This window comes from Bacillus sp. FSL H8-0547, assembly GCA_038002745.1.
Taxonomy (GTDB): Bacteria; Bacillota; Bacilli; order Bacillales; family Bacillaceae; genus Bacillus_P.
Genome location: JBBODD010000001.1, coordinates 3,758,445 through 3,780,422, shown reverse-complemented (window position 1 = coordinate 3,780,422; position 21,978 = coordinate 3,758,445). Strand labels below are relative to the sequence as shown.

Below are 21,978 nucleotides of genomic sequence, written 5' to 3'. Positions count from 1 at the left end.
AAACTCCCCCTACAACAGAATAATGGCTTTCTTTATATCCCCTGTTTCATTGATATAAAAACCTTTATCAAAAAAATAGACCGCAGACTGGCTGCGGCCCGTACAATTAGTTATTTCGACTGGGGAAACATACGCTTCACCATTTCACCGAACTCATCTGCCAGTCCTGAAACCGGTTCGCCGTTTCGGATTTTATCGCCGTAGTCTTTTACACGGTCAAAAAAGTCAGGATTTTCCGAAACAAACACATTGTCCAAATTGCGGTCTGTTGATCGTACCTGATCAGCTACTCTGTTCTTTAATTCATCAGACAGTTTGCCTTTAGGATTTCCCTCAAGCATAACTGCTGCATAAGCCGTATTATCAAGAACAATGACATTCGCATATTTGATTTCTTCTAAATCTGCCACTTTTTTTGCAGCATCGTCAGCTACATTCATGCGGTTATCGCGGTTTTCATTCGTTTGTTCATCATAAGTGACATTCTTAAGCTCATTGTTCATGATGTTGTCGTTTTCACGTGCGTTATTATCCATTCCACAGCCGGCGGCAATCAAAACAGAGAAAAAAATGGCTGTTCCTGTCATTAGAAACTTATTCATTCAGCATGCCTCCCAAATTTTTATTCCCTTTATTTTCTGCAATTGAGAACTGATTATGCAGGATGAACAAAAATACTTGTGGGAGACAATGAGAAAACCAGCCCCATCAAGAAGGCTGGCTCGTGATTTTTTGAAGTGCGTACCCTTTTTCTTTCCAGATATAAAAAATCCCCTGCTTAAAGGACTGAAACGTTTTTACATTCAAAATATAGCCCTGATGAGTGATATGCTGCACAAGCTTTGGGTTCATCCCTGCAAAGATGGATACGGTCCCCATAAGCCGCAGGCCTTCTGCGATTTGATTAAGATGAAAAGCAATTGTTTCATCAAATGTCTCGCTAATGCCTGTAAAGTCAAAAATCATATATTCAGCTCTCCGCTCGGCGGCTTCCTTCAGGATCTTCTCTTTCATTTTTTCCATTCTTTCTTCTGTCAGGGTTCCTGTCAGAGCGATCAAAAGAGCAGAGTCGAGTGCGGTGCCGATGATTGGCGTATACATTTCCTCAAGCAGCGCTTTTCCCTCTTCTATCACATCTTCATATTCTGTTACATCACGCCACGTCAGGACAAATCCTGTCTGTTCCCCTTGAAGATTGCTCAGTTTGTCCACAACGATTTTAGCTGTGAACCGGTTAAACAGCCTGATCTGGGCACTGTGCGGAAACGGACCGTTTTTTAGGATGTCATTTTGTTTTTTCCCGTGAAAGCGCCGGATATCAAACCCGATAAATGCTTCCGGATCAGTAATTCCTGCAAGCGGCCCCACTTTTGACAGAATCTCTTTTGCAGCATGATTCATCCAGATGATGCGGTACTCATCATCTGCAAAAATAAGCCCTTCCCCTATCCGGTCCAGCAGAGAATAAACATTCATATCCTCTAAAATCGATGAACTCATCTTCACTTGCCTCTTCCCCCTAGAAGACTATTTTTCTGTATGTATTCCACAATTATATCCTTTTCCACCATTTTGAAAAGAATAAACGTGCTGAGGGGTCAGTCCCGCTGTGCGTTAATGCACAGCGGGACTGACCCCTCCTTTATCCTTTTCCAGCCTGAAAGCTCGGGTATTTTGTCATTCCGCCGTCTGCATAGAGGGTAATTCCTGTTACGTAGCTTGCCTCTGATGAAGCAAGGAATGCCACACATGCAGCGATTTCTTCCGGTTTGCCGATGTATCCCATTGGGATGAGGTCAATGACATCTTTTTTAATCTCAGGATCCGCAAATTTTTCTGCATTGATTGGTGTATCTATTGCTCCCGGCGCGATATTGTTGACGCGAATGCCGGATGAAGCATATTCGAGTGCAAGGGTTTCAGTCAAAAGCTTGATTCCGCCTTTGCTTGCTGCATAGTGGGCAAAATGTGGCCAGGGAATCTGCTGATGCACAGATGACATATTGATAACAGAGCCTTTAATGTTATGATCAAGCATATGCCTGATCGCTTCTCTGCTTCCTAAAAAGCATCCTGTCAGGTTTGTCTGTATGACTTTATTCCAGTTTTCAAGGCTCAGTTCTTCAGTGGGAATCTCAGCCTGTATTCCTGCGTTATTGACCATAATATCAAGTGTGCCGTAAGTATCGACTGCAAACTGGACAATACGCTTCACATCATGCTCCTGTGAGACGTCACCCTGGATTTTTGAAGCTTCACCGCCGTTTGCCTTGATCTCTTCGATGACAAGGTCGGGCTTATCGTCTTCTGTTAAGTAGTTGACAACGACTTTTACGCCCTCTTTTGCAAAGCGCTGTGCAATGGCTTTTCCAAGTCCGGATGAAGCACCGGTAACAGCAGCAACTTTTCCTTTTAAGCTTTCATACATTCAGCATTCCTCCATTTACCTTTTTGTATAGCCAAGCAGCACTCCGCCTCCGATAATCAGCAAGCAGCCAATAATAACGAGCACAATCTGTTTTTTTGTCTTTTTTTCACCCAGCAGAAAGATTCCGCCCAGTGTGGAAATGATGATACCTGTCTGGGATAAAGAAAAGCTTGTCGCAACTCCGATTTTCGGAAGGGAGAGAAGCAGCCCAAGGTTTCCTGCCGCCCACATTAATCCTGTCAGAATGTTCCGCAGTGCATATTTATCAAAAGGCTTATGTCTCGCGGTAAGAATAATAGCAGCAAGCACCATCCCAATCGCCTGCGGCAAAATGGCTGCCCAGCCGTCAATCTCAAAGTAGCGGATAATAATAACGTAGCCGATGTACCCGATTGAGGAAATAAACAGAATGAAGAGTCCACGCTTCAGGCTCTTTCCGGCTCCTTCTTCATCCTTCTGGCCAATGGATGTAAACACTACTCCTGTAATGATGAGGAGGATGGCTAGGCTTCCAAGGATAACCGTCATTTTTGTATCCCATTCTTTAAAAAGCAGAACGCCGAACAGTGTCGTCCCCATAAGCTGCATGCCTGTTGAGATCGGCACGGTTTTGGATACGCCGATATGCTTGACACTGGCAAGCTGATTCAGCTGCCCGACCGTCCAGAAAATACCCGAGATAATTCCGATTGACCATACAACCGGAGTGAGATCAGGATTTGAAAAAAAGAACATAACAACCGAAAACAAAAACGCTCCTATTGTAATACCAAGTGTTTGGCTGTATGCATTACCGCCAAGTTTTACACTAACAAGCACAAGACTTCCCCACGCAACGGCGGGAATTAAAGCAAGCAAAATTCCAATCATGATGATATCCCTTTCTACTATGTAGTCGTGCAGCTATTTGGACATTTGAAAGTATTATTTCCCCTTATGCAGAAAATAACACAGCCTGCCTTAGTTCATTCCACTAATAAGAAAGATTGAAACAGCATGTTTATAAATAGCGCCGCTTTTTTATACTGGATAGAAAAAGGAGGGTCATATATGGAAGATGTTTTTGCTGAATACGGTGTGTGGGATCTCTATCTTAGAGACAGATACCCTCTTGAAGAATCCGGGATACTCAAAGAGGCTGAAGAAGATGAGCTCATAGGCTTCTTTGAAACGTTTGAGTACGAATCATATGAACAGTTTTCAACCCTCTTTCCACTCTATTTATTTCTCAGAAAGAAGAACCGGCAATTTTGATATGATGCCGGTTCTTCTATTTATTTATAACTTTCAAACTCAAAAAAATTCGAATACAAAACCCTTATTTATTGTAAATTTTGAATTTTTGATATATTATTCTATTTGTAACCGCTTACACAACAGCAGGCAATGACCTGCATCTTGTTGGCGGGTCTTCAGCACGATTTTCTACATAGGTTTTCACCACAAATATTTAGGAGGCTGATGAAATGAGTCAAGCTACACTGAAGGCTGGAGAAAAACTGGAGAAATTTCTGCAGGGAAACAAAAAGCTGTTTATAAACGGGGAATTTGTAGAAAGCGTTTCTAAAAAGACATTTAATACACCTAACCCGGCAACCGGTAAAACGCTCGCTTCCGTGTATGAAGGAGATAAAGCAGACATCGATCTTGCTGTTAAAGCCGCAAGAAAAGCATTTGACAGCGGTCCATGGTCAAAAATGAGCGCGGCTGAGCGCAGCCGATTAATGTACAAGCTTGCTGATCTCATGGAAGCCAATAAAGAAGAGCTGGCCCAGCTTGAAACACTCGATAACGGGAAACCAATTAATGAAACAACTAACGCTGATGTTCCGCTCGCGATTGAGCATATGCGCTATTATGCCGGCTGGTCAACAAAAATTGTCGGACAGACGATTCCTGTCAGCGGACAATATTTCAACTATACAAGACATGAAGCATTAGGGGTTGTCGGACAGATCATCCCGTGGAACTTCCCGCTGCTCATGGCGATGTGGAAGCTTGGTGCTGCTCTTGCAACCGGCTGTACAGTGGTCCTGAAGCCTGCAGAACAAACACCGCTTTCTGCCTTGTATCTGGCAGAACTCATTGCAGAAGCCGGCTTCCCTGAAGGTGTTGTGAATATTGTACCTGGATTCGGCGAGACTGCAGGAGATGCTCTTGTCATGCATCCTGATGTTGATAAGATTGCTTTCACAGGATCGACCCCTGTCGGAAAAATGATCATGGAAAAAGCGGCAAAATCCTTAAAGCGCGTTACACTTGAGCTTGGAGGGAAATCTCCAAACATCATTCTTCCGGATGCTGACCTGTCAGCAGCGGTTCCAGGTGCGCTGACTGGCGTTATGTTTAACCAGGGACAAGTCTGCTGCGCAGGATCCCGCGTCTTTATTCAGAAAAAACATTATGATAATGTCGTGGCAGATATGGTGTCGCACGCGAAAAACATCCGTCAGGGAGCAGGAATCGAGCCGGAAACGCAAATCGGGCCGCTCGTATCTGACGAACAGCAGAACCGCGTGCTGAACTACATCCAGCGCGGCGTCGAAGAAGGAGCCGAAATCCTGACCGGCGGAAGCTCGCCATCTGAAAATGGATACTTTGTATCCCCAACGATCTTCTCTGCCGTAAAAGATGAAATGACGATTGCAAGAGAAGAGATTTTCGGTCCGGTTATCGCTGCTATGCCTTATGATGATCTTGATGAAGTGATCAACCGTGCCAACCAGAGCGAATACGGCCTGGCAGCAGGACTCTGGACGCGCGACATTGCAAACGCGCATTATGTGGCAGGCAAACTGAAAGCCGGAACGGTCTGGGTTAACTGCTACAACGCATTTGATGCCGCTTCTCCTTTTGGAGGCTACAAACAATCCGGTCTTGGACGGGAAATGGGCTCGTATGCACTTGATAATTATACTGAAGTAAAGAGTGTCTGGATCAATCTGCAGCGTTAATGCTTTCATCCTCCCCTGCCCGCTTGAGGCCATTTTGCCTCAGCGGGCAGTTTTTTATTTTGCACTCAAGTTAAAAGCCAATAAAAAAACACCGCCTGATCAAGCCAGACGGTGCTGCTTCTTACTTTTCCTCGAAATAATCTTTGTAAAAACCGCTTACTTTCCCATTATTGTCGATCACAAAGTAAAATTCTTCTGTTTCATTTTTCACTTCATATGTATTTCCCGCCGTTAACACTCTGTTGACCATATACTTCTCGGCATTTGTATGTTTGCAGGTAACCGTTTTGAATGTTTCTCTGTTAAGCCAGTCCTGATGAATCATCCGTGATTCTCCTTTGCGCATTTTGACCTCATTATACTATAGAAATGTAAGTGCCGCCACCCGCTGAGTAATAACCTTCACTTCCCCGAATAGACTGGTGAAGATGAGGTGAAACATGTGAACCTATTTAGACGGACAGAAGATGAAGTACAAAAGCGGATTGCAGAACTTAGAGGCGTTCAAAGGACGGATGGTTCCTTTCGCTACTGTTTTGAGGGCGGACCTATGACTGATGCTTTTATGATTATTACGCTCAGATCCCTTGGAGATCAGGATGAACAGCTGATAGAAAAACTTGTCCGAAGGCTTATAAAGATTCAATCTCATGACGGGGTATGGAGACTGTATGAGGATGAAAAGGAAGGAAATCTGACAGCAACTGTTCAGGCCTACACGGCGCTTGTTATTTCAGGACACTTTACCGCTGCAAGCCCTGAACTTCAGCGTGCAGAGACATTCATTCTCGCAAACGGCGGCCTGTCTGACGTTCATTTCATGACAAAATGGATGCTTGCAGTCAACGGTCTTTATCCGTGGCCGAAGCGATTCAGGTTTCCGCTGTCATATTTGCTGCTCCCGGCATCTTCCCCCTTCAGTATGTACCAGTTAAGTTCTTATGCAAGAATTCATTTTATGCCGATGATTCTCGCCATGAATAAAAAGTATATTCATAAGGGACTTGAAACAGCTGACTTTTCACACCTTTATGCATCTAAACCCAAATCAATCGACTGGCTGTCCCTTCAACGTGATGAGCGGTCCCGTCCAAATCTTTTCCTGCAGATGATACGCTCTATCGCAGCCTATCCAGCCTATCTTCACAAATCAGGTTATCAGACAGCAGAAAGATACATCCTTGACCGGGTTGAAGCAGACGGAACCCTTTTCAGCTATGCAAGCGCCACTTTTTTTATGATTTACGGATTGCTTGCCACCGGATATAAAGAGCAATCGTCGCAAATCCAGCGTGCCATATCAGGATTAAAATCACTAATTTATGAACAGGACGGCCTTGCCACTCTTGAAAACTCGACATCTACTCTATGGGACACAGCCCTTCTCAGCTACAGCATTCAAGCTTCTGGTGTAAGCTGCCGGGATCCGATGATTGCTGCGGCTTCTCGTTTCTTGCTGAAAAGACAGCACGCCAAAAAAGCTGAATGGGCGGTTCATAATTCTAAATCAGAAGCTGGCGGATGGGGATTTTCTGACATCAACACCAATCATCCTGATAACGATGACACCGCAGCAGCTCTCCGGGCCTTAACACCTGCAGCGGTATATGATCCCATCATGTTTTCCAGCTGGAACAGAGGAACCTCCTGGCTGCTTTCCATGCAAAACCGTGACGGAGGTTTTGCTGCATTTGAAAAAAATACGGACAGTGCCTTGGCTGCCATGCTTCCTCTTGAAAATGCAGGCGATGCTGCAGCCGATCCTTCTACAGCAGATCTCACAGGGCGCGTGCTTGAATACTTGGGATCGTTTGCCGGACTTAAAAAGAATCATCCTTCAGTAAAAGCTGCAATCAACTGGCTCAAAAGCAATCAGGAAAAAGACGGTTCCTGGTATGGACGCTGGGGAGTCTGCTACATTTACGGCACATGGGCAGCCATTACAGGAATGAGAGCTGCAGGTGTATCTACTAACAACGCCTCCATTCAGAAGGCCGTGACCTGGCTGCTCAGCATTCAAAATGAGGATGGAGGATTTGGAGAATCCTGCAGAAGCTGCGAGGTTAAATCCTATGTGTCTCTTGGGTACAGCACACCATCTCAAACGGCGTGGGCACTTGATGCCCTTCTCACCGTTCTCGATAAAGAGCATGAGGCCGTTCAGCTTGCCGTGAACCGTCTGCTGCTGCCATTTGATCAACAAAGCGATGAATATCCAACCGGAATCGGTCTGCCAAAACAATTTTACATTCGCTATCACAGCTATGGCAGAATTTTTCCGCTGCTTGCTTTAAGTCGTTACCTGAAAATGAATTAGAAAAGGAGCCTTTTCCTTAAGGCTCCTCTTTTGCACGCTGCTTACGCTGTCAGACTTCACTTGACCTATATGTTATTTCGTACTCTTAAATGATAAACCAGCATCTTCCAAAGCGGCTCTTAACTTTGGAATTGTACTCGGACCCACTCCATGCAGTTTCAAAATATCCGGTTCACTATACTCTGACAGGCGCTGAAGTGAGGTAATATTGTTCCGTTCGAGAGCTCTTCTGGCAGGTGCACCTATCTTTGAAAGAAAATCACTCTCAATCTCTATCTCCGATTCGCACACAGGGCAAATTGGGCAATCCGAGCTTTTAACATAATTGTGGCCATTTTTACAAGTCCTCAATGTTTTATCCGCCAGCGTCGTTGACCTCCTTTTCATGAGAATCCTTTATTTCAGAGTCGTGCCTGTTAAAAGAAATCATAGAAAAACGATTTTCTCTCCGGAATCAGCCGTTCGAGACGGATTGCAGCCTCTTCACTGCCTTCCATTTCCCCAATATCATATAAAACCGACGGCCGCTTATATCCAAGTAATGCTGCTGTCAGCGCATTAATGGAAAGGCTGATTTCGCCTTTCTCAGCGTCTGTTTTCGTCACGTTTCCATCGCTGATCTCGTACGTCCCATTATTCCACGGAGCATGTTCATCCTTGATCGTGAGGACTGTGCGTTCTTGTGAAGCAAATTCATAGTCTTTTAAAAAGGCTTCAGCATCTACAATTCTTGCCATAAAGTAAGGAGTCACTTCTGCTTTGATTCTTGGCTCTTTTAATGAATAGAAAAGAGGATCGCTTTCAAACGTGGTGATTTCAAGGTCTTTGATCATCGAGTCATGCTGGCAGATAAAATTCCATAAACCCGTTCTCGCTGAAGGTGTCAGCGGAACAAACTCTTCCACGGTCATTTTGGAATCCTTCACTTCATATAGGAGATACCCTTCTGCCGTACCGCTTTCATTGTAATAGACTGCTGCATAGGTATCTTCGCTGTATATGGATTGCTGCCACCATCTCGTTTCCCTTTTCAGCATGCCTGAAAATCTCGAAGCAAACTGATCATAAACCTTCTCAATTTCTTCGGAATGACCATCCTTTCCGGCATGACGCTTTACAGTTCCAGGAACCTGTTTTTTCATGACAAGACTCTCAGATTTTAAAGATGCTTTTAAATGGCTGCTGAAAAGTTCCCACCCGTATTTCCGGTAAAAAGGAACAGAAAAGGGATGAAGCATGGAAATCGTACAGCCTTCATTTTTCATCGTTTCCAGCAGATCCGTCAGCATTTCCCGGACAAACCCGCTTCTGCGGTATTCAGGATATGTCGCTACACCGGCGACTCCGCCCATTTTTACTGTCCGTCCTCCGATATACACCTCTAAAGGCAGCAAATGAAGCTTTGCTGCAAGCTCTTCTCCTGAAAAGACACCATACAGCTGATGATGTTTATCCATCAAATCCAGCCGTTCTTCCACCTTCTCCTCAGGTACTTTGTACTGAAAAGCATATTCTGATAATTTCATTGCTTCTTTATAATGCTCTTTTGTCAGTTTCACGACTGTCATCTTGATAGTCCCCTCTTTCATGATCGGATAAATCCGCCTTCTGAATGTATCGTCTGGCCGGTGATCCACTCGCTTTGCTCACTTGCCAAAAAGGCAATAAGCCTGGCAGCATCCTCAGGCTTGCCGATTCTCCCCGCCGGAAATTTCAAAAGCAGAGAAGCCTTTATTTCATCCGTCATCCAGCCAGTATCTGTCGGACCGGGATTCACGGCATTGACTGTGATCCCCTTATGGCCGATTTCAGCTGCCAGCGTTTTTGTCATGTCTGGTATACATGCTTTTGTTGCCGCATAAGCAAGCTCACCGGGCATCGGGCCAAGCGACTGTCCGGAAGTGAGGGTGATCACTCTTCCTCCCCGTCCTTTTGTAAATCTCCTCGCAAACTCGGTGCTCAGCATGATTGGAGCCCGCACATTTAGTAGATAGTGACGATCCAGAATAGCAGATGTAAGTGTTTCTGCATCGCTATAGACAGAGTAGGCTGCATTGTTAATAAGAACGGCAGCCTCGCCAAGCGTTCTCTCCGCCTTGTCAAACAGCATGGAAAAAGATGCTGGATCTGTTAAATCAAGCTCCATGCTGGCGCAGCGGACTCCCTTTTGAACGATGCTCTCTTCCAGTTTTTCTATGTCTTCCTTCAAAGAACCCCACGGCTGCTCGGAATCATAGGGTCTATAGTAAGTAAAAAAGATATCGATGCCTGCCTCAGCAAGCTCAACGCATATGGCTGCCCCGATGCCTGATTGTCTGCTTGCTCCGGTGACAATCGCCATTTTTCTGTTATTCATTCCTACACCTGCTTTTTAGAGATGCTGATTCAAGAAATCAGCAATTGCTTTGTATACAAGAATCTCATTTTCTTTTTTCGAAAATCCATGTCCTTCGTTTTCAAGCACTATATAGTCTGTCTTTCTTCCTTTTTGCCGCAATGCTTCTACAATCTTATCAGACTCTGCTTTGACAACACGGGGATCGTTTGCCCCTTGGATCACGAGCATCGGCTTTGTCATGCCATCAATATGAGTAATCGGTGAAAAATCAATCAGTTTTTCACGGTCGCGTTCAGGATTGCCTACCCACTGATCCATTGCCGGCTTCCAGAATTCCGGTACACTCTCAATAAACGAAAAAAGATCGCTCGGCCCGAAAATATCCACTACCGCTTTGAAGTAGTCAGCGTGACGTCCGTGCAGCAGCAGAGCCATATAGCCGCCATAGCTTCCGCCCATCAGAAAGATTTTCTCTTTATCAGCAAGCCCTTCCCCAATCAGCCAGTCAATTCCGGCCGTCATGTCAAATCGCGGCCCATTTCCCCAGTCTCCTTCAACCAATTTTGAAAAAGATAGGCCATATCGTGTTGATCCTCTGAAATTGGGTGCAAAAATGCTGTAGCCGCTTTTCAGAAGATATTGAAACAAAGCCCTGAATGCATTGGTCTCAGCAGATTGAGGACCGCCATGAGGCCAGATAATCATGTGGTGGTTGCTTACTTCAGAATGTGCCCTGTAAAGAGAAGCTTCAATGGCCATCCCGTCGAAAGAAGGATAGGTTACGGTCTCCGGATTTACCAGATCCTCCGGTGAGAGTCCAGGCACACCGTGATTGGTTACTTGCTGCCATGAGTGTGACGGTGTTCTGCTGAAGATATTCAGCGGCATTATGGCAGACTGTCCAAGGAGGAAGAGCTTGCCTTCCTTTGTGATTTGCAGTTTGCTGATGCGGTCGGCAGGTACGTTAAGCTGCTCATAGGATTGATCCGACAGATTAAAGCTATAGAGCTCATCCTTGACCCCTTTTTCTGCAATGATATAGAATTTGCCGGAAAAAGAATCATATTTCAGAGTACTGAAGTCTTTGCCTTCAAGCTGCAGAACCTTTGCAAAACTCTTTGAAGGAAGGTGAAACTTTGCCAGATAGGAAAAGTCTGATTCATAGTTCGTCAGAAAATAGAGGTCATCCTCTGATATGTATACAGCATCATTCTGCGTGTAAGAGACTTCGCTTTCCGGTGCAGCTAGTATGTTTTCTCCGTCTTTTCCAACATAGAGGAGAGATGACGTATTGCTGAAATTCTTTATAAATGCAAAGCTTGTTTCTTGCGGTGACACAGCAAGCAAATAAATGGGCGCATCTGTGCCCTTGAGCATCAGTTCCTCTTTTCCGCTATCAATTTCATAGCGGTATACTGCAAGGTTTTTTTCATGGCCATTTTTAGTTGATGTGTAATACAGCGATTTTTCGTCCTTTGAAAAAAACGGCTGCATATGGCGTTCGCCTTCAGCCAGACGCAGCGGGCTCTGGGCACCTCCCTTTTTGGACAAGGCATAAAGCTGCGTATTTTCATCCCCGTCCCTGTCAAAGCCTGCAAGGATAAAATCCGCCCGGCTGTTATAAGCCAGACTGCCGCATGCCTGATTTACGGTTGTCAGAGGATATGGATAGTGGTTTGGAAGATCCATCGCCCACAGATTGTAATGGCCTCCGATATTTGTACTGAAAACGAGCTGATTGCCATCAGGTGAAACGATGAAATCCTGAATGGACAGCACGTTCAAAAATTGCTCGACATCCGGCTGATTAAAAGTAATCATTATGTACACCCCTCAAAAAATCATTTCGTGTTCTTATTCGACAAAAAGAAATAAATTCCTTCATCGTATTAGTGCAAAATAATTTTATTATGTAAACTTAAAGGCGTATTTAAAGGCCCCTTCCAGGACCTTATTTTTCTTTCATCTGAATGAATCTTAAGCCGGTCTGCAAATTGGAAAACGTCTGAATACTGTCCATTGAAACACCAAGATTGATAAGGGTCTGGGCGATCTCCGGCCTGATCCCGACAATCATGCACTGTGCACCGAGGAGTTTTACCGCTTCAGCTGCCTGAATCAGATGATTCGCCACATATGTATCAACAACGGGAACCCCTGTTATCTCAATAATGACGTAACGGCATTGATAGGTTTCCACACTGTGCAGCAGATTTTCGGTAATAACGGCAGCGCGTTCATCATGAACCGCACCGATTAACGGTAGGATGCAAACATCTTTTGATATAGGGATAATCGGTGCCGAAAGCTCATTAATCATGCTGTCCTGTTTTCTGTATGCTTTATTCCAGCAGTCCGTGCAGATCTTAACGAGCTCTGCAATCATCGGATCAAACCAGCTGTCCGTTTTCTCATAAAGCTCATCTGCACTGGCCGAATCCTCCATTGCATCAATAATTGTTCGTTTAAACTGCTGAATGGACGTGACCAAATACTTTAAACACTCTTCTTCGCTGAAGTGCCTGTCAATCCATTCTTTAAAGAAATGAACAGCCTCATTTTCCGATTGGCTGATTTGACTGAAAATGATCTGGAACGTTCTCCGCTTATCCTCTTCCGTTAAAAAATTCGGGCTGGCTACCTTTCCTTCCCATCTCTGAAAAAGCAGCTCCTCGTTCCGGTTCATCATGTCAATTACTTGCTGCATATACATTCCCCCAACTTTCTTTGCTCTTGTACCGTACCCTCTGGAGCATCTCTCTCAAACGCTGTGTACAAGCTTTTTAGTAGGGAAATTCTAAATCTGACTCTATTGTTCCTTTTATTCTTTTCAGGAAGCTGTCCTTTCCGTTCAGCCAATCTTTGAAGTCAATTGAAACCGGCTCCCTGTCTCCCCCTGCGCCTATAAGGACTTGGAGTGTTTCAGGTACATATACAGCTGTATGAAGAGTTCCAGCCCAGTTGCCGTACTCTTTTTTGAATATGGCACCATCTGTCCGGTTGAAAAAAGCAAAAGCGTCTTTCGGGTTCAGCTCTGTATGAAATCGCCCCTCTATCCACTTCTTTCTTTGCATGGTTTCTTCAAGACGATTCCTGTTTTCAGAACGTTTATCACCCAATTCAAAATGATTGGTGCAGGCAAGCTTTTGCCCTCTTTTCACCTGAACGCCTTTGCTTGACGCTTCAGCAATTGCCGCATGCCCTGACGAGTCATAGAGGGAGTAGTTGAATGCGTGGCGGTGAGGGATTTCTTTCAGCAGCCAAATGGCTTCTTCGGTTGATTTGCACGTATCGAGCAGCATTCTTGCAATGCTGCAGCAAATAAACCCGTCGCCCGGCTTGAGACGGTTCACAAAGTGATAGCCGACTGCAAGACCCTTTTCATTCATTCCGTCCATGCGTCCGATCATCCGCGTCGCAAACCCTATGCTTGCATAGGCGGTTTCAGGCTGCCAGATTAAAAACCTGCCTTCATACGTCTTTGGGTGATAATCGTAGTTTCTCGCGTAAATTCCATCCTGCATCAGTGCGCTGCAACCTGATTTTTTCCAGTCTCCCTGATAGCCGCTGTATTCATGGATGACATCCGCAAGAGGCCACTCCATTCCCTCTGAAAGCCCTTCAAGCTCCGTCCACAAACCCGGGGAAAAAGATTCCATAAGGCGTTTTGCCTCCTTTAATTCTGTGCTGTAGGACTTTGCAGATTTCACGCGTCTCTTTTTATGATTTTCAAAAAGGTTTGATCCCCTGTGGATCTTTCCCTGCTTCACGCCAAGGTCAAAATAAGTGCCTCTTCCCTGGATAATTTCCACTTCGATTTTTGTCATAACGATCACTCTCCGTTACTCTATCATGAATGATTTTATCGGCAGAAACAAATTCTAATGAGCAGATTTAATGATTTTGTGCGAAAGCGGAAGTATGATGATAGATGAACGAAAACATACGGAGGTTGAGAATAATGAATTCAGAGTATAAGCAGCTCCTTCAGCCATTTTCATTTAAGAATGGCGTTCAGTTAAAGAACAGGATTGTCATGGCCCCCATGACAAATTTTTCCTCAAACGATGACGGCACTGTGACAAAAGCAGAAACGGATTACTACAGCCGCCGTTCAGGCGGACCCGGGATGGTCATTACTGCATGCGCGTATGTGACTCCAAGCGGAAAGGGCTTCCCGGGAGAGTTCGGAAGTGACACTGACGATATGATTCCTTCCTTAAAACAGCTGGCTGCAGCCATTAAAGAAAAAGGCGCAAAAGCCATCATGCAAATCTTCCACGGAGGACGAATGGTCCCCGCTGAACTGGTTCCAGGAGGAGATGTTGTGAGCGCAAGCGATGTGCCGGCCGAGCAGGGACACCCATCTGGCGAGGCGCCTGTGCCGCGTGCTTTAACAATAGATGAGATCCGCTCCATCATCGATGACTTTGGAGAATCAACGCGCCGCGCCATTCAGGCAGGATTTGACGGCGTTGAAATTCACGGCGCAAATGGATACCTGATTCAGCAGTTCGTATCGCCTCACAGCAATCGGCGCGAAGACGAATTCGGAGGTTCACTTGAGAAGAGACTTGCCTTTCCTTTGGCTGTAGTTGATTCTGTTAAAAAAGCAGCAGCCGAATTTGGTGATGAGAACTTTCTAGTAGGATACAGATTTTCTCCTGAAGAACCGGAAACGCCTGGGATTACGATGGAAGATACGCTCGCACTGGTTGATGCCCTGAAAGAGAAGAATCTTGATTATCTTCATATTTCATTAATGGAATACTGGTCAGCTCCAAGAAGAGGAATTGATGATACCCGCTCAAGGCTTGAAATTATTCAGGAACGGGTTGGCGACAGCGTTCCCCTTATTGGCGTAGGGTCCATATACACCCCTGATGACGCGGTAAAAGCAATGAATACCGGTGTTCCTCTTGTTGCACTTGGCAGAGAGCTGATTATCGACCCTGACTGGGTACAAAAGATTGAAGAAGGACAGGAAGATAAAATTGATACCCAGCTTGATAAACAGGCGCAGGATCGTCTTGTTGTTCCTGATCCGCTGTGGCAGGCGATTATCAACACGCCTGGCTGGTTTCCTGTTAAAGAATAGAATGAACACAAAAAGAGCATCTTTTGCAGATGCTCTTTTTTGTGGAGTCTATATGCCTTATTTTCAGGGTTCAGCATGGTGCTGAACAGGCGATTCCGCTTTTCTGGTGTCCAGTTCCATCAGCCAACTCCTCTGTCAGAACAAAATCCCCGAAAAAGTCAAAACCGGACTTTTCCGGAGATTTCTTATCTGCCTATCGGAGCTAAACGGCTGATTCCACTTTTCTAGTGTCCAGTTCCATCGCCCAACTCCTCTGCCAGAACAAAATCACCGAAAAAGTCAAGACCGGACTTTTTCGGTGATTTCTTATCTGACTGTCAGGCCTGAACAGTCGGCTCCGCTTTTCTTTTTACCCTTCAATCAGCAGCGACTCTGGATCTTCAAGAAGGTCTTTGATTGTCGCAAGGAAGCTTACGGCTTCTTTTCCGTCGACGATGCGGTGATCGTAGGAAAGTGCAATGTACATCATTGGACGGTTTTCCATTGTATCCTTATCGATTGCCACAGGGCGAAGCTGGATTTTATGCATGCCCAAAATTCCAACCTGCGGTCCGTTAAGGATTGGTGTTGACATCAGGGAGCCGAAAACGCCTCCGTTTGTAATCGTGAATGTGCCTCCTGAAAGGTCAGCAATTGTCAGCTTGTTTTTCTGTGCTTTACCGGCAAGATCACTGATATCCCCTTCAATTTGGGCGAATGATTTGCGGTCTGCATCGCGGACAACAGGCACGACAAGGCCTTCAGGAGCAGAGACAGCAATGCCGATATCATAGAATTTTTTGATGATCAGCTGATCTCCCTGAATCTCAGCGTTGAGAAGCGGGTATTTTTTAAGAGCTGCGATTACTGCCTTTGTAAAGAATGACATAAATCCAAGACGCACATCGTGCTGTTCGAAGAATTTGTCTTTACGGCGCTTGCGGATGTCCATAACAGCAGTCATGTCCACTTCATTAAACGTAGTCAGCATCGCTGCTGTCTGCTGAACTTCTACAAGACGTTTTGCGATCGTTTGTCTGCGTCTTGACATGCGCTCAATTTCTACCGGCTTGTCATAAGAATCTGCTGTAACAGCAGGTTTCGCTTCAGGTTTAGGAGCAGCTGGCGCCTGCGGCTTAGCTTCAGGCGAATAGGCCTCTACATCATGCTTGCGCAATCTTCCAAGCGGATCTCCTGATGGAACCTGGGAAAGGTCAATCCCTTTTTCCCTCGCAAGCTTGCGGGCAGACGGAGAAGCAATCGGACGCTGTGACTTCGCTTCCTGCTGTTCTTGCTTTACAGGTGCAGACGGTTTCGGCTGCTCTTCCGTTTTCGCTTCTTGTTTAGGTTCTTCAGGTTTTGCCTCAGGAGTTTTTTGTTCCTCGCCAGAAGAAGCTCCGCCGTTTTCATCAATTTCAGCGATCACTTCACCCACTTGAACAGTGTCTCCTGAATCTTTAACAACATCTTTCAGCACACCAGAATAATCAGCTGTCAGTTCAACGTTTACTTTATCGGTTTCAAGTTCAACCAGATATTCCCCTTTTTCAACGTAGTCTCCCGGCTGTTTCAGCCATTGTGCGATGGTTCCTTCTGAGATGGATTCAGCTAATTCTGGTACGATTACTTGTGCCATGATTAAATTCTCCCTTCGTTTTTCCACGTCAATGCTTCAGTCACGATGCGTTCCTGATCTTTTTTATGAACGTTTGGATCTCCCTCTGCGGTTGAAGATCTTCTCTTTCTGCCGATATACTTCACTTTTGTCTGTGCTGGCGAAACTTCCCGGAGTTCCGGTTCAATGTATGTCCATGCACCCATGTTCATTGGCTCTTCCTGTACCCATACAATCTCTTCAAGAGCTTCATATCTTCCCAAAATAGCTGCTATTTCTTTTTTCGGGAAAGGATACAGTTCTTCCACTCTTACAAGGTGAATACTGTCAGCTTTGTTTTCCATTGCGTTCAGTTTGTCCGTTAAGTCTGTCGCGATTTTTCCGCTGCAAAGGACAATTCGCTTCACTTCTGAATGGTTCAGGCCGAGTCCGGGCTGTTCAATAACCGAACGGAATCCACCAGCGCTCATTTCATCGATAGTTGAAATAGTCTGTGCGTTTCGCAGCAGGCTCTTTGGCGTCATGATGACAAGCGGACGCACTTCCTCGCGTTTGAGCAGAGCTGCCTGTCTTCTTAAAATATGGAAATATTGCGCTGCGCTTGTCAGGTTGGCAACTGTCCAGTTGTTTTCTGCTGCAAGCTGAAGATAGCGCTCAAGTCTCGCACTTGAATGCTCTGGCCCCTGTCCTTCGTACCCGTGCGGAAGAAGCATCACAAGACCTGATTTTTGTCCCCATTTTGCGCGGCCTGCAGAGATGAACTGGTCAAAGAATACCTGGGCGGCATTGGCAAAATCTCCGTACTGTGCTTCCCAGAGCACAAGTGTTTCTGGAGCAAAGACGTTATATCCGTATTCAAATCCGAGCACAGACCCCTCAGAAAGCGGACTATTATGAACGGCAAATGATACGTTTGATTTACTAAGTTTATGCAGCGGTGCATAAACATTGCCTGTCTCGCTGTCATGCAGGACAAGATGTCTTTGGGAGAATGTGCCGCGCTCTGAATCCTGTCCTGAGAGGCGGATCGGTGTTCCGTCTTCAAGGATCGTTGCAAACGCAAGCGTTTCAGCAAGAGCCCAGTCAGCCTTTTGCTCACCTGCAAAGATGTTCGCCCGGCGCTCTAAAATGCGCTTAAGCTTATCAAACACATGAAAATCTTCCGGCCATTTTACAAGTTCATCATTAATTCTGAGCAGCGCTTCTTTCTCAACAGCCGTTTCAATAGCCGGCAGCCCGTTGATAACGATTTCAGGAAGTTCTATATCATGTACCTGAGTAACTTTTTTAGAAGGTACTTTTTGGTACGCTGCATCGAATTTATCCAGTACTTGCTGATCAATTTCTTCAATTTTTTCTTTCGTTGCATATCCTGCTTCTTCAAGCTTCTTCGCATAAAGAGCCCGTGCAGTAGGATGCTTGCGGATTTTTTCGTAAAGCTGCGGCTGCGTCGTCATCGGCTCATCCATCTCGTTGTGGCCGAAGCGGCGGTAGCCGATCAGGTCAATCAGGAAGTCGCGGTTAAACAGTTTGCGGTATTCAATCGCCATTAGAACAGCTGCAAGGCAAGCCTCCGGATCATCTGCATTAACGTGAACGATCGGAATTTCATACCCTTTGGCAAGGTCACTTGCATACTTAGTCGACCTTGAATCCATGCTTTCTGTCGTAAAGCCGATCATGTTATTTGCAATAATGTGAATGGATCCGCCTGTCTGGTAGCCTTTCAGCGAGTTCAGGTTCAGTGTCTCCGCTACAATTCCTTCTCCAGGAAACGCTGCATCCCCATGAATGATAATTGCCATAGATTCTTTTACGTCATGCTCTGGGTAGCCGGCTGTTTTGCGGTTATCCTGTGCGGCACGCGTATATCCCATGACAATAGGATCAACATACTCCAAATGGCTTGGGTTGTTTGCTAGAGTCAGTCTCGCCCTCTTCGTGCTTTCATCTGTAATCTGTCTGTCAGCGCCAAGATGATATTTTACATCTCCGCTCCAGCCATAGTTAATGCCTACAGAACCTTCAGATGGCACAAGCTCCTTGTTTGGAGAATGCTGAAATTCCGAAAAAATAATTTCATACGGTTTTTTAAGGACATGGGCAAGAACATTCAGACGTCCTCTGTGCGCCATTCCGATGTTTACATTGTGTGTGCCTGCGTGAACTGCATTGGAGATAAGTTCATCAAGCATCGGAACAAGCATATCAAGCCCTTCAATTGAGAACCGCTTCTGTCCGACAAACGTGCGGTGAAGGAATTTTTCAAATCCTTCAACTTCAGAAAGACGGCGAAGTATGGAAAGACGCTTTTCGTTTGTGTGGCTTTTGAAGATTTCTCCTGATTCAACCATTTTTTTAAGCCAGTATTTTTCTTCAAAACGGTGAACATGGGAAAATTCAAAAGCAATGGTTTTTGTATAAACTTCTTTTAAGTAAGTAATTGCCTGAAGTCCGTTCGTCACATCCTGCGGTGCATCCGCACACAGAATCGACGCTGGAATTTCTTCAAGATCTGCTTCTGTAAGCCCGTAATCCTTCAGCTTAAGAAACTCTTTTCCAGGGTTTTCAAAAGGATAAATAGAAGCGTTTAAGTGTCCGTAAGTGCGGATATCATCAGCGAGCTTGACTGCATAGGCAATCTTCTTCATCTTGTCCGCACTAGGCACGCCCCCTGCAGCCGGAACAGCCTCTGATGCTGCCTGCTGCGGTGATTCATCCCAGCCGTTAAACATTTCTCGCAATTCGGCGTCAACCGATTCCGGATCCTGTTTATACTGATCAAACAGTTCCAGGACATAGCCAAGGTTCGGGCCATGAAAATCTTCAAGTCGAATCTTGCGCTTTGTTGTTGTTCCTGACATCTTACATTACCCCCAGCAATGGTAGTGAATCTGCTTTCACGCAGATCCAATTGGATATTATTGTAATATACTATCCTTTCATTCAAAGAATGATAGGTTTGGATTAAAACGCTTCCATTTCCATTTTAACACTCCCTGGCTTTTTTATCAAAGGAGTATCATAAGAAAATTAAAAATAATAGTGAAAAACAAAAATTAATAATGATTCTTCATGAGACCGCAGCCCTTAATTTCGACTGACTGCCAAAAAATAGCTTGTCATCCGACAAAAATCCCCATATTCTTACCAATTTTCTTTTCTTACAGCCAACCGCACCCGCATTTTTGGAATGTTCTTTCTTTTGTATACTTTCCCGTCAGATCAGACCCTCCATACAAGGATGAATATTGTTTAGATTTGAGTATTTCATAATAATATTTGAAAGAAAAAAGCGCCTCATCGCGAGACGCTTATCAGGCATGAATACTTTTTTGTAGCAATTTTTTCAAAACAGGAAACAAGACTTCCGGAAGCGTGTCAATATCAGGAACAACAATGCTGAACTTTCCATATATGTTCTGGATTGTTTTCTGCTGTCCCTCATCAATTTCGCCGTTTGAAAGGAAAATATTTATCACTTCAATTCCGCGCTTTCTGGCTTCAAGCACCGCTTCATGTGTGTCGATGATCCCGTTCTGCTCATATCCTGAAGCGGCCGGTTCACCGTCTGAGAAAACTAGCATAAATTTTTGGCTCTCACTTCTTTGCATCAGCTGTTTGGTCATATGGCGAATCGCATAGCCGTCGCGATTATCCTCTTCCGGCTGCAGCTGGAGGATCTCCGGCCCCCTCTTTTTTTGAAGAGACGAACCAAAGTCAATGACCGTCTTAAAGTGGTTTGGCTGGCTTGTTTCGGTGGCTTCATTTGTATCTTCCCAAAAACCGGTTACTTGATGGACGACAGATACAGATTTAAGGGCTTCATGAAACAGTGTAATCCCGAGCTTCGTCTGCTCCATTTTGTCAAACATAGAAGCAGAGCAGTCAACGAGCAGGCAGAAGGCAGCATCAATCTGCGCCGAAGGCTGATTTTTCTTATAGAACAGACGAGGATTATCATCCGTTAAAAGCTTCAGCAGTTTCTTGCTCAATCTCCCTGTATGCAAATCGCTTCTTGGGGAAATTTTTTTATGTTCCAGGGTTTTTTCAATCATTTGCTTTAATTTTTTTTGATAAGGAGCGATGATTTCTTTTTTCTCGCGGTAGGAGACCTGTTCATCAGCAGAAGGCAAGTCCGGAACTGTAAAAACAGGAAAGGCATATTTGTTTTCTTTGCCAAATGCTTCATTTCCGCCTTTTTCCTCCCTGTTTTCTGCATTCTCCAGGGCTTCGAGCTGCGAATAATCGTTTCGGGCTGTCTTTTTGGATGACCCCTGCACCATTCCCAGTGCCTGATCTCCATCATCCCCCTCCCTTACACCTTCACCCAGCAGGTCAGTTTTCGTTCCCTGCTCAAGATCAAACTGAAGAAAACTTTTCGTTGCCTCGCTTGTTTCCCGGTGCCATGTTGGAAGCTTGTCTTCATGGACATCCTCATCATCATCTTCTCTTTTTTGCTTGAGAATATCATCATTTTTAAGTTTTGATTTTCTTTTCATTTCATCAAATGTCATAGCCTCATCGGCCGCCGCATAGTCAAGAACCGGAAGATGAAAATACATGTTCAGCATATCAGCCTCGAGAAGATCCTCAAGCACCTCTGTGACAGAGAGAACAATTTTGCTGATGGCTGCTGTTTCTTTTGCCTCGTAAAAAGATAAGATCTCTCTTTCTAAAAAAGGAACGGCAAGGTCAATGGACTCACTTAGTGACGGAAAAACCTCCAGGGGTGAATCCGATGTAGCTTTTAAATAGAAAGCGTTGTAAAGTGCATCTGTTAAAATGGTCCGTTCCTGATTTATAATCAGCTGGCTTTTAAAAAACCGCCTGTACATTTCCCTTCTTGCCGCAAATACACGCACAGTGCCGGGTCTTTCTTTTTTGCAGGCTTCCTCGAGGCGCAAATCCTCAAGCATGACGAAAAGCTGCTTGGCAAAGCTTGAAAGCGAAAGGTTCTGTGCAGCTTTTACAAAGGAATCAACAGCTTGATAATCCGTATACCTGCTGCTGCCGATGCTCCGGAGAAACACATCGCTTTTCAGTCCGTTCACCATATCCTTGCGGGGACGATTGTCCCAGAAATGGCTGATATGCACTTTTTTAGTGAACGGGTCAAAATAGGACTGCACGGCAAATTCAACTTCTGTCTCATCGCTGCGTGTCAGTGTTTTTGCAAGATCCGACAGCTCCATAAAAAGAAAGGAATCTACCCGTTTATCATTGAATTTAATGTATTTCATGACAGA

At 45.0% G+C, this 21,978-nt stretch carries 18 protein-coding genes; 4 read left to right on the top strand and 14 right to left on the bottom strand.

Annotated elements, in window-relative coordinates:
- Window positions 1–110: 110 nt before the first annotated feature.
- From MHB63_19105 to MHB63_19090, 4 genes are all read right to left on the bottom strand, one after another.
- Window positions 111–602 (bottom strand): YhcN/YlaJ family sporulation lipoprotein, encoded by a 492-nt coding sequence (locus MHB63_19105; GenBank protein MEK3808636.1) that lies wholly within the window; start codon window positions 600–602, stop codon window positions 111–113.
- A gap of 106 nt (window positions 603–708) precedes the next feature.
- Window positions 709–1,500 carry an STAS domain-containing protein gene (locus MHB63_19100; GenBank protein ID MEK3808635.1) on the bottom strand — a complete coding sequence of 264 codons (792 nt, stop codon included), beginning with the start codon at window positions 1,498–1,500 and terminating at the stop codon, window positions 709–711.
- Between the two features lie 142 nt (window positions 1,501–1,642).
- On the bottom strand, window positions 1,643–2,428 hold the full coding sequence (locus MHB63_19095) for a glucose-1-dehydrogenase (protein MEK3808634.1): 786 nt from the start codon (window positions 2,426–2,428) through the stop codon (window positions 1,643–1,645).
- A 15-nt stretch (window positions 2,429–2,443) separates the two neighbouring features.
- Window positions 2,444–3,295, bottom strand: a complete 852-nt coding sequence (locus MHB63_19090) for a GRP family sugar transporter (protein ID MEK3808633.1) — start codon at window positions 3,293–3,295, stop codon at window positions 2,444–2,446.
- Between the two features lie 183 nt (window positions 3,296–3,478).
- Here MHB63_19090 and MHB63_19085 point away from each other — a divergent pair, with 183 nt between their 5' ends.
- On the top strand, window positions 3,479–3,682 hold the full coding sequence (locus MHB63_19085) for a hypothetical protein (GenBank protein ID MEK3808632.1): 204 nt from the start codon (window positions 3,479–3,481) through the stop codon (window positions 3,680–3,682).
- Window positions 3,683–3,894: 212 nt separating this feature from the next.
- A complete protein-coding gene (locus tag MHB63_19080; protein MEK3808631.1) occupies window positions 3,895–5,382 on the top strand; it encodes an aldehyde dehydrogenase family protein in 1,488 nt (495 codons plus the stop codon).
- Window positions 5,383–5,503: 121 nt separating this feature from the next.
- Here MHB63_19080 and MHB63_19075 read toward each other — a convergent pair whose 3' ends face one another.
- Complete coding sequence (locus MHB63_19075; protein MEK3808630.1) at window positions 5,504–5,707, bottom strand: DUF6501 family protein; 204 nt, start codon at window positions 5,705–5,707, stop codon at window positions 5,504–5,506.
- A gap of 117 nt (window positions 5,708–5,824) precedes the next feature.
- Here MHB63_19075 and MHB63_19070 point away from each other — a divergent pair, with 117 nt between their 5' ends.
- Window positions 5,825–7,699, top strand: a complete 1,875-nt coding sequence (locus MHB63_19070; protein MEK3808629.1) for a prenyltransferase/squalene oxidase repeat-containing protein — start codon at window positions 5,825–5,827, stop codon at window positions 7,697–7,699.
- A 72-nt stretch (window positions 7,700–7,771) separates the two neighbouring features.
- On the opposite strand, the gene MHB63_19065 is transcribed toward MHB63_19070, so the two are convergent.
- The 6 genes from MHB63_19065 to MHB63_19040 all read right to left on the bottom strand — a co-directional run bounded on the left by MHB63_19065 (window position 7,772) and on the right by MHB63_19040 (window position 13,864).
- A complete protein-coding gene (locus MHB63_19065) occupies window positions 7,772–8,086 on the bottom strand; it encodes an RNA polymerase alpha subunit C-terminal domain-containing protein (protein MEK3808628.1) in 315 nt (104 codons plus the stop codon).
- 29 nt (window positions 8,087–8,115) lie between these two features.
- Window positions 8,116–9,267, bottom strand: a complete 1,152-nt coding sequence (locus tag MHB63_19060; protein ID MEK3808627.1) for a GNAT family N-acetyltransferase — start codon at window positions 9,265–9,267, stop codon at window positions 8,116–8,118.
- Between the two features lie 17 nt (window positions 9,268–9,284).
- A complete protein-coding gene (locus MHB63_19055) occupies window positions 9,285–10,055 on the bottom strand; it encodes an SDR family oxidoreductase (protein ID MEK3808626.1) in 771 nt (256 codons plus the stop codon).
- A gap of 15 nt (window positions 10,056–10,070) precedes the next feature.
- Window positions 10,071–11,858, bottom strand: a complete 1,788-nt coding sequence (locus MHB63_19050) for a S9 family peptidase (protein MEK3808625.1) — start codon at window positions 11,856–11,858, stop codon at window positions 10,071–10,073.
- A 130-nt stretch (window positions 11,859–11,988) separates the two neighbouring features.
- Entirely contained in the window at window positions 11,989–12,744 is a 756-nt protein-coding gene (locus MHB63_19045; GenBank protein MEK3808624.1) for an STAS domain-containing protein, read from the bottom strand.
- 76 nt (window positions 12,745–12,820) lie between these two features.
- Complete coding sequence (locus MHB63_19040) at window positions 12,821–13,864, bottom strand: C45 family peptidase (protein MEK3808623.1); 1,044 nt, start codon at window positions 13,862–13,864, stop codon at window positions 12,821–12,823.
- 134 nt (window positions 13,865–13,998) lie between these two features.
- On the opposite strand from MHB63_19040, the gene MHB63_19035 reads away from it, so the two are divergent.
- A complete protein-coding gene (locus tag MHB63_19035; protein MEK3808622.1) occupies window positions 13,999–15,135 on the top strand; it encodes an NADH-dependent flavin oxidoreductase in 1,137 nt (378 codons plus the stop codon).
- Window positions 15,136–15,484: 349 nt separating this feature from the next.
- On the opposite strand, the gene odhB is transcribed toward MHB63_19035, so the two are convergent.
- The 3 genes from odhB to MHB63_19020 form a co-directional block, all read right to left on the bottom strand.
- Window positions 15,485–16,750: a 2-oxoglutarate dehydrogenase complex dihydrolipoyllysine-residue succinyltransferase gene (gene odhB, locus MHB63_19030; protein MEK3808621.1), complete on the bottom strand. Its 1,266-nt coding sequence runs from the start codon at window positions 16,748–16,750 to the stop codon at window positions 15,485–15,487.
- A gap of 2 nt (window positions 16,751–16,752) precedes the next feature.
- Window positions 16,753–19,593 (bottom strand): 2-oxoglutarate dehydrogenase E1 component, encoded by a 2,841-nt coding sequence (gene sucA, locus MHB63_19025; GenBank protein MEK3808620.1) that lies wholly within the window; start codon window positions 19,591–19,593, stop codon window positions 16,753–16,755.
- Between the two features lie 453 nt (window positions 19,594–20,046).
- Window positions 20,047–21,972 carry a VWA domain-containing protein gene (locus MHB63_19020; GenBank protein ID MEK3808619.1) on the bottom strand — a complete coding sequence of 642 codons (1,926 nt, stop codon included), beginning with the start codon at window positions 21,970–21,972 and terminating at the stop codon, window positions 20,047–20,049.
- Window positions 21,973–21,978: the final 6 nt, after the last annotated feature.

Bases quoted from the DNA above. Each gene is read 5' to 3' on its own strand.
- odhB (MEK3808621.1), bottom strand. From the start codon at position 16,750: ATGGCACAAGTAATCGTACCAGAATTAGCTGAATCCATCTCAGAAGGA.
- MHB63_19020 (MEK3808619.1), bottom strand. From the start codon at position 21,972: ATGAAATACATTAAATTCAATGATAAACGGGTAGATTCCTTTCTTTTT.
- MHB63_19065 (MEK3808628.1), bottom strand. From the start codon at position 8,086: ATGAAAAGGAGGTCAACGACGCTGGCGGATAAAACATTGAGGACTTGT.
- MHB63_19045 (MEK3808624.1), bottom strand. From the start codon at position 12,744: ATGCAGCAAGTAATTGACATGATGAACCGGAACGAGGAGCTGCTTTTT.
- MHB63_19085 (MEK3808632.1), top strand. From the start codon at position 3,479: ATGGAAGATGTTTTTGCTGAATACGGTGTGTGGGATCTCTATCTTAGA.
- MHB63_19105 (MEK3808636.1), bottom strand. From the start codon at position 602: ATGAATAAGTTTCTAATGACAGGAACAGCCATTTTTTTCTCTGTTTTG.
- MHB63_19075 (MEK3808630.1), bottom strand. From the start codon at position 5,707: ATGATTCATCAGGACTGGCTTAACAGAGAAACATTCAAAACGGTTACC.
- MHB63_19050 (MEK3808625.1), bottom strand. From the start codon at position 11,858: ATGATTACTTTTAATCAGCCGGATGTCGAGCAATTTTTGAACGTGCTG.
- MHB63_19095 (MEK3808634.1), bottom strand. From the start codon at position 2,428: ATGTATGAAAGCTTAAAAGGAAAAGTTGCTGCTGTTACCGGTGCTTCA.
- MHB63_19040 (MEK3808623.1), bottom strand. From the start codon at position 13,864: ATGACAAAAATCGAAGTGGAAATTATCCAGGGAAGAGGCACTTATTTT.
- MHB63_19100 (MEK3808635.1), bottom strand. From the start codon at position 1,500: ATGAGTTCATCGATTTTAGAGGATATGAATGTTTATTCTCTGCTGGAC.
- sucA (MEK3808620.1), bottom strand. From the start codon at position 19,593: ATGTCAGGAACAACAACAAAGCGCAAGATTCGACTTGAAGATTTTCAT.
- MHB63_19060 (MEK3808627.1), bottom strand. From the start codon at position 9,267: ATGACAGTCGTGAAACTGACAAAAGAGCATTATAAAGAAGCAATGAAA.
- MHB63_19080 (MEK3808631.1), top strand. From the start codon at position 3,895: ATGAGTCAAGCTACACTGAAGGCTGGAGAAAAACTGGAGAAATTTCTG.
- MHB63_19055 (MEK3808626.1), bottom strand. From the start codon at position 10,055: ATGAATAACAGAAAAATGGCGATTGTCACCGGAGCAAGCAGACAATCA.
- MHB63_19035 (MEK3808622.1), top strand. From the start codon at position 13,999: ATGAATTCAGAGTATAAGCAGCTCCTTCAGCCATTTTCATTTAAGAAT.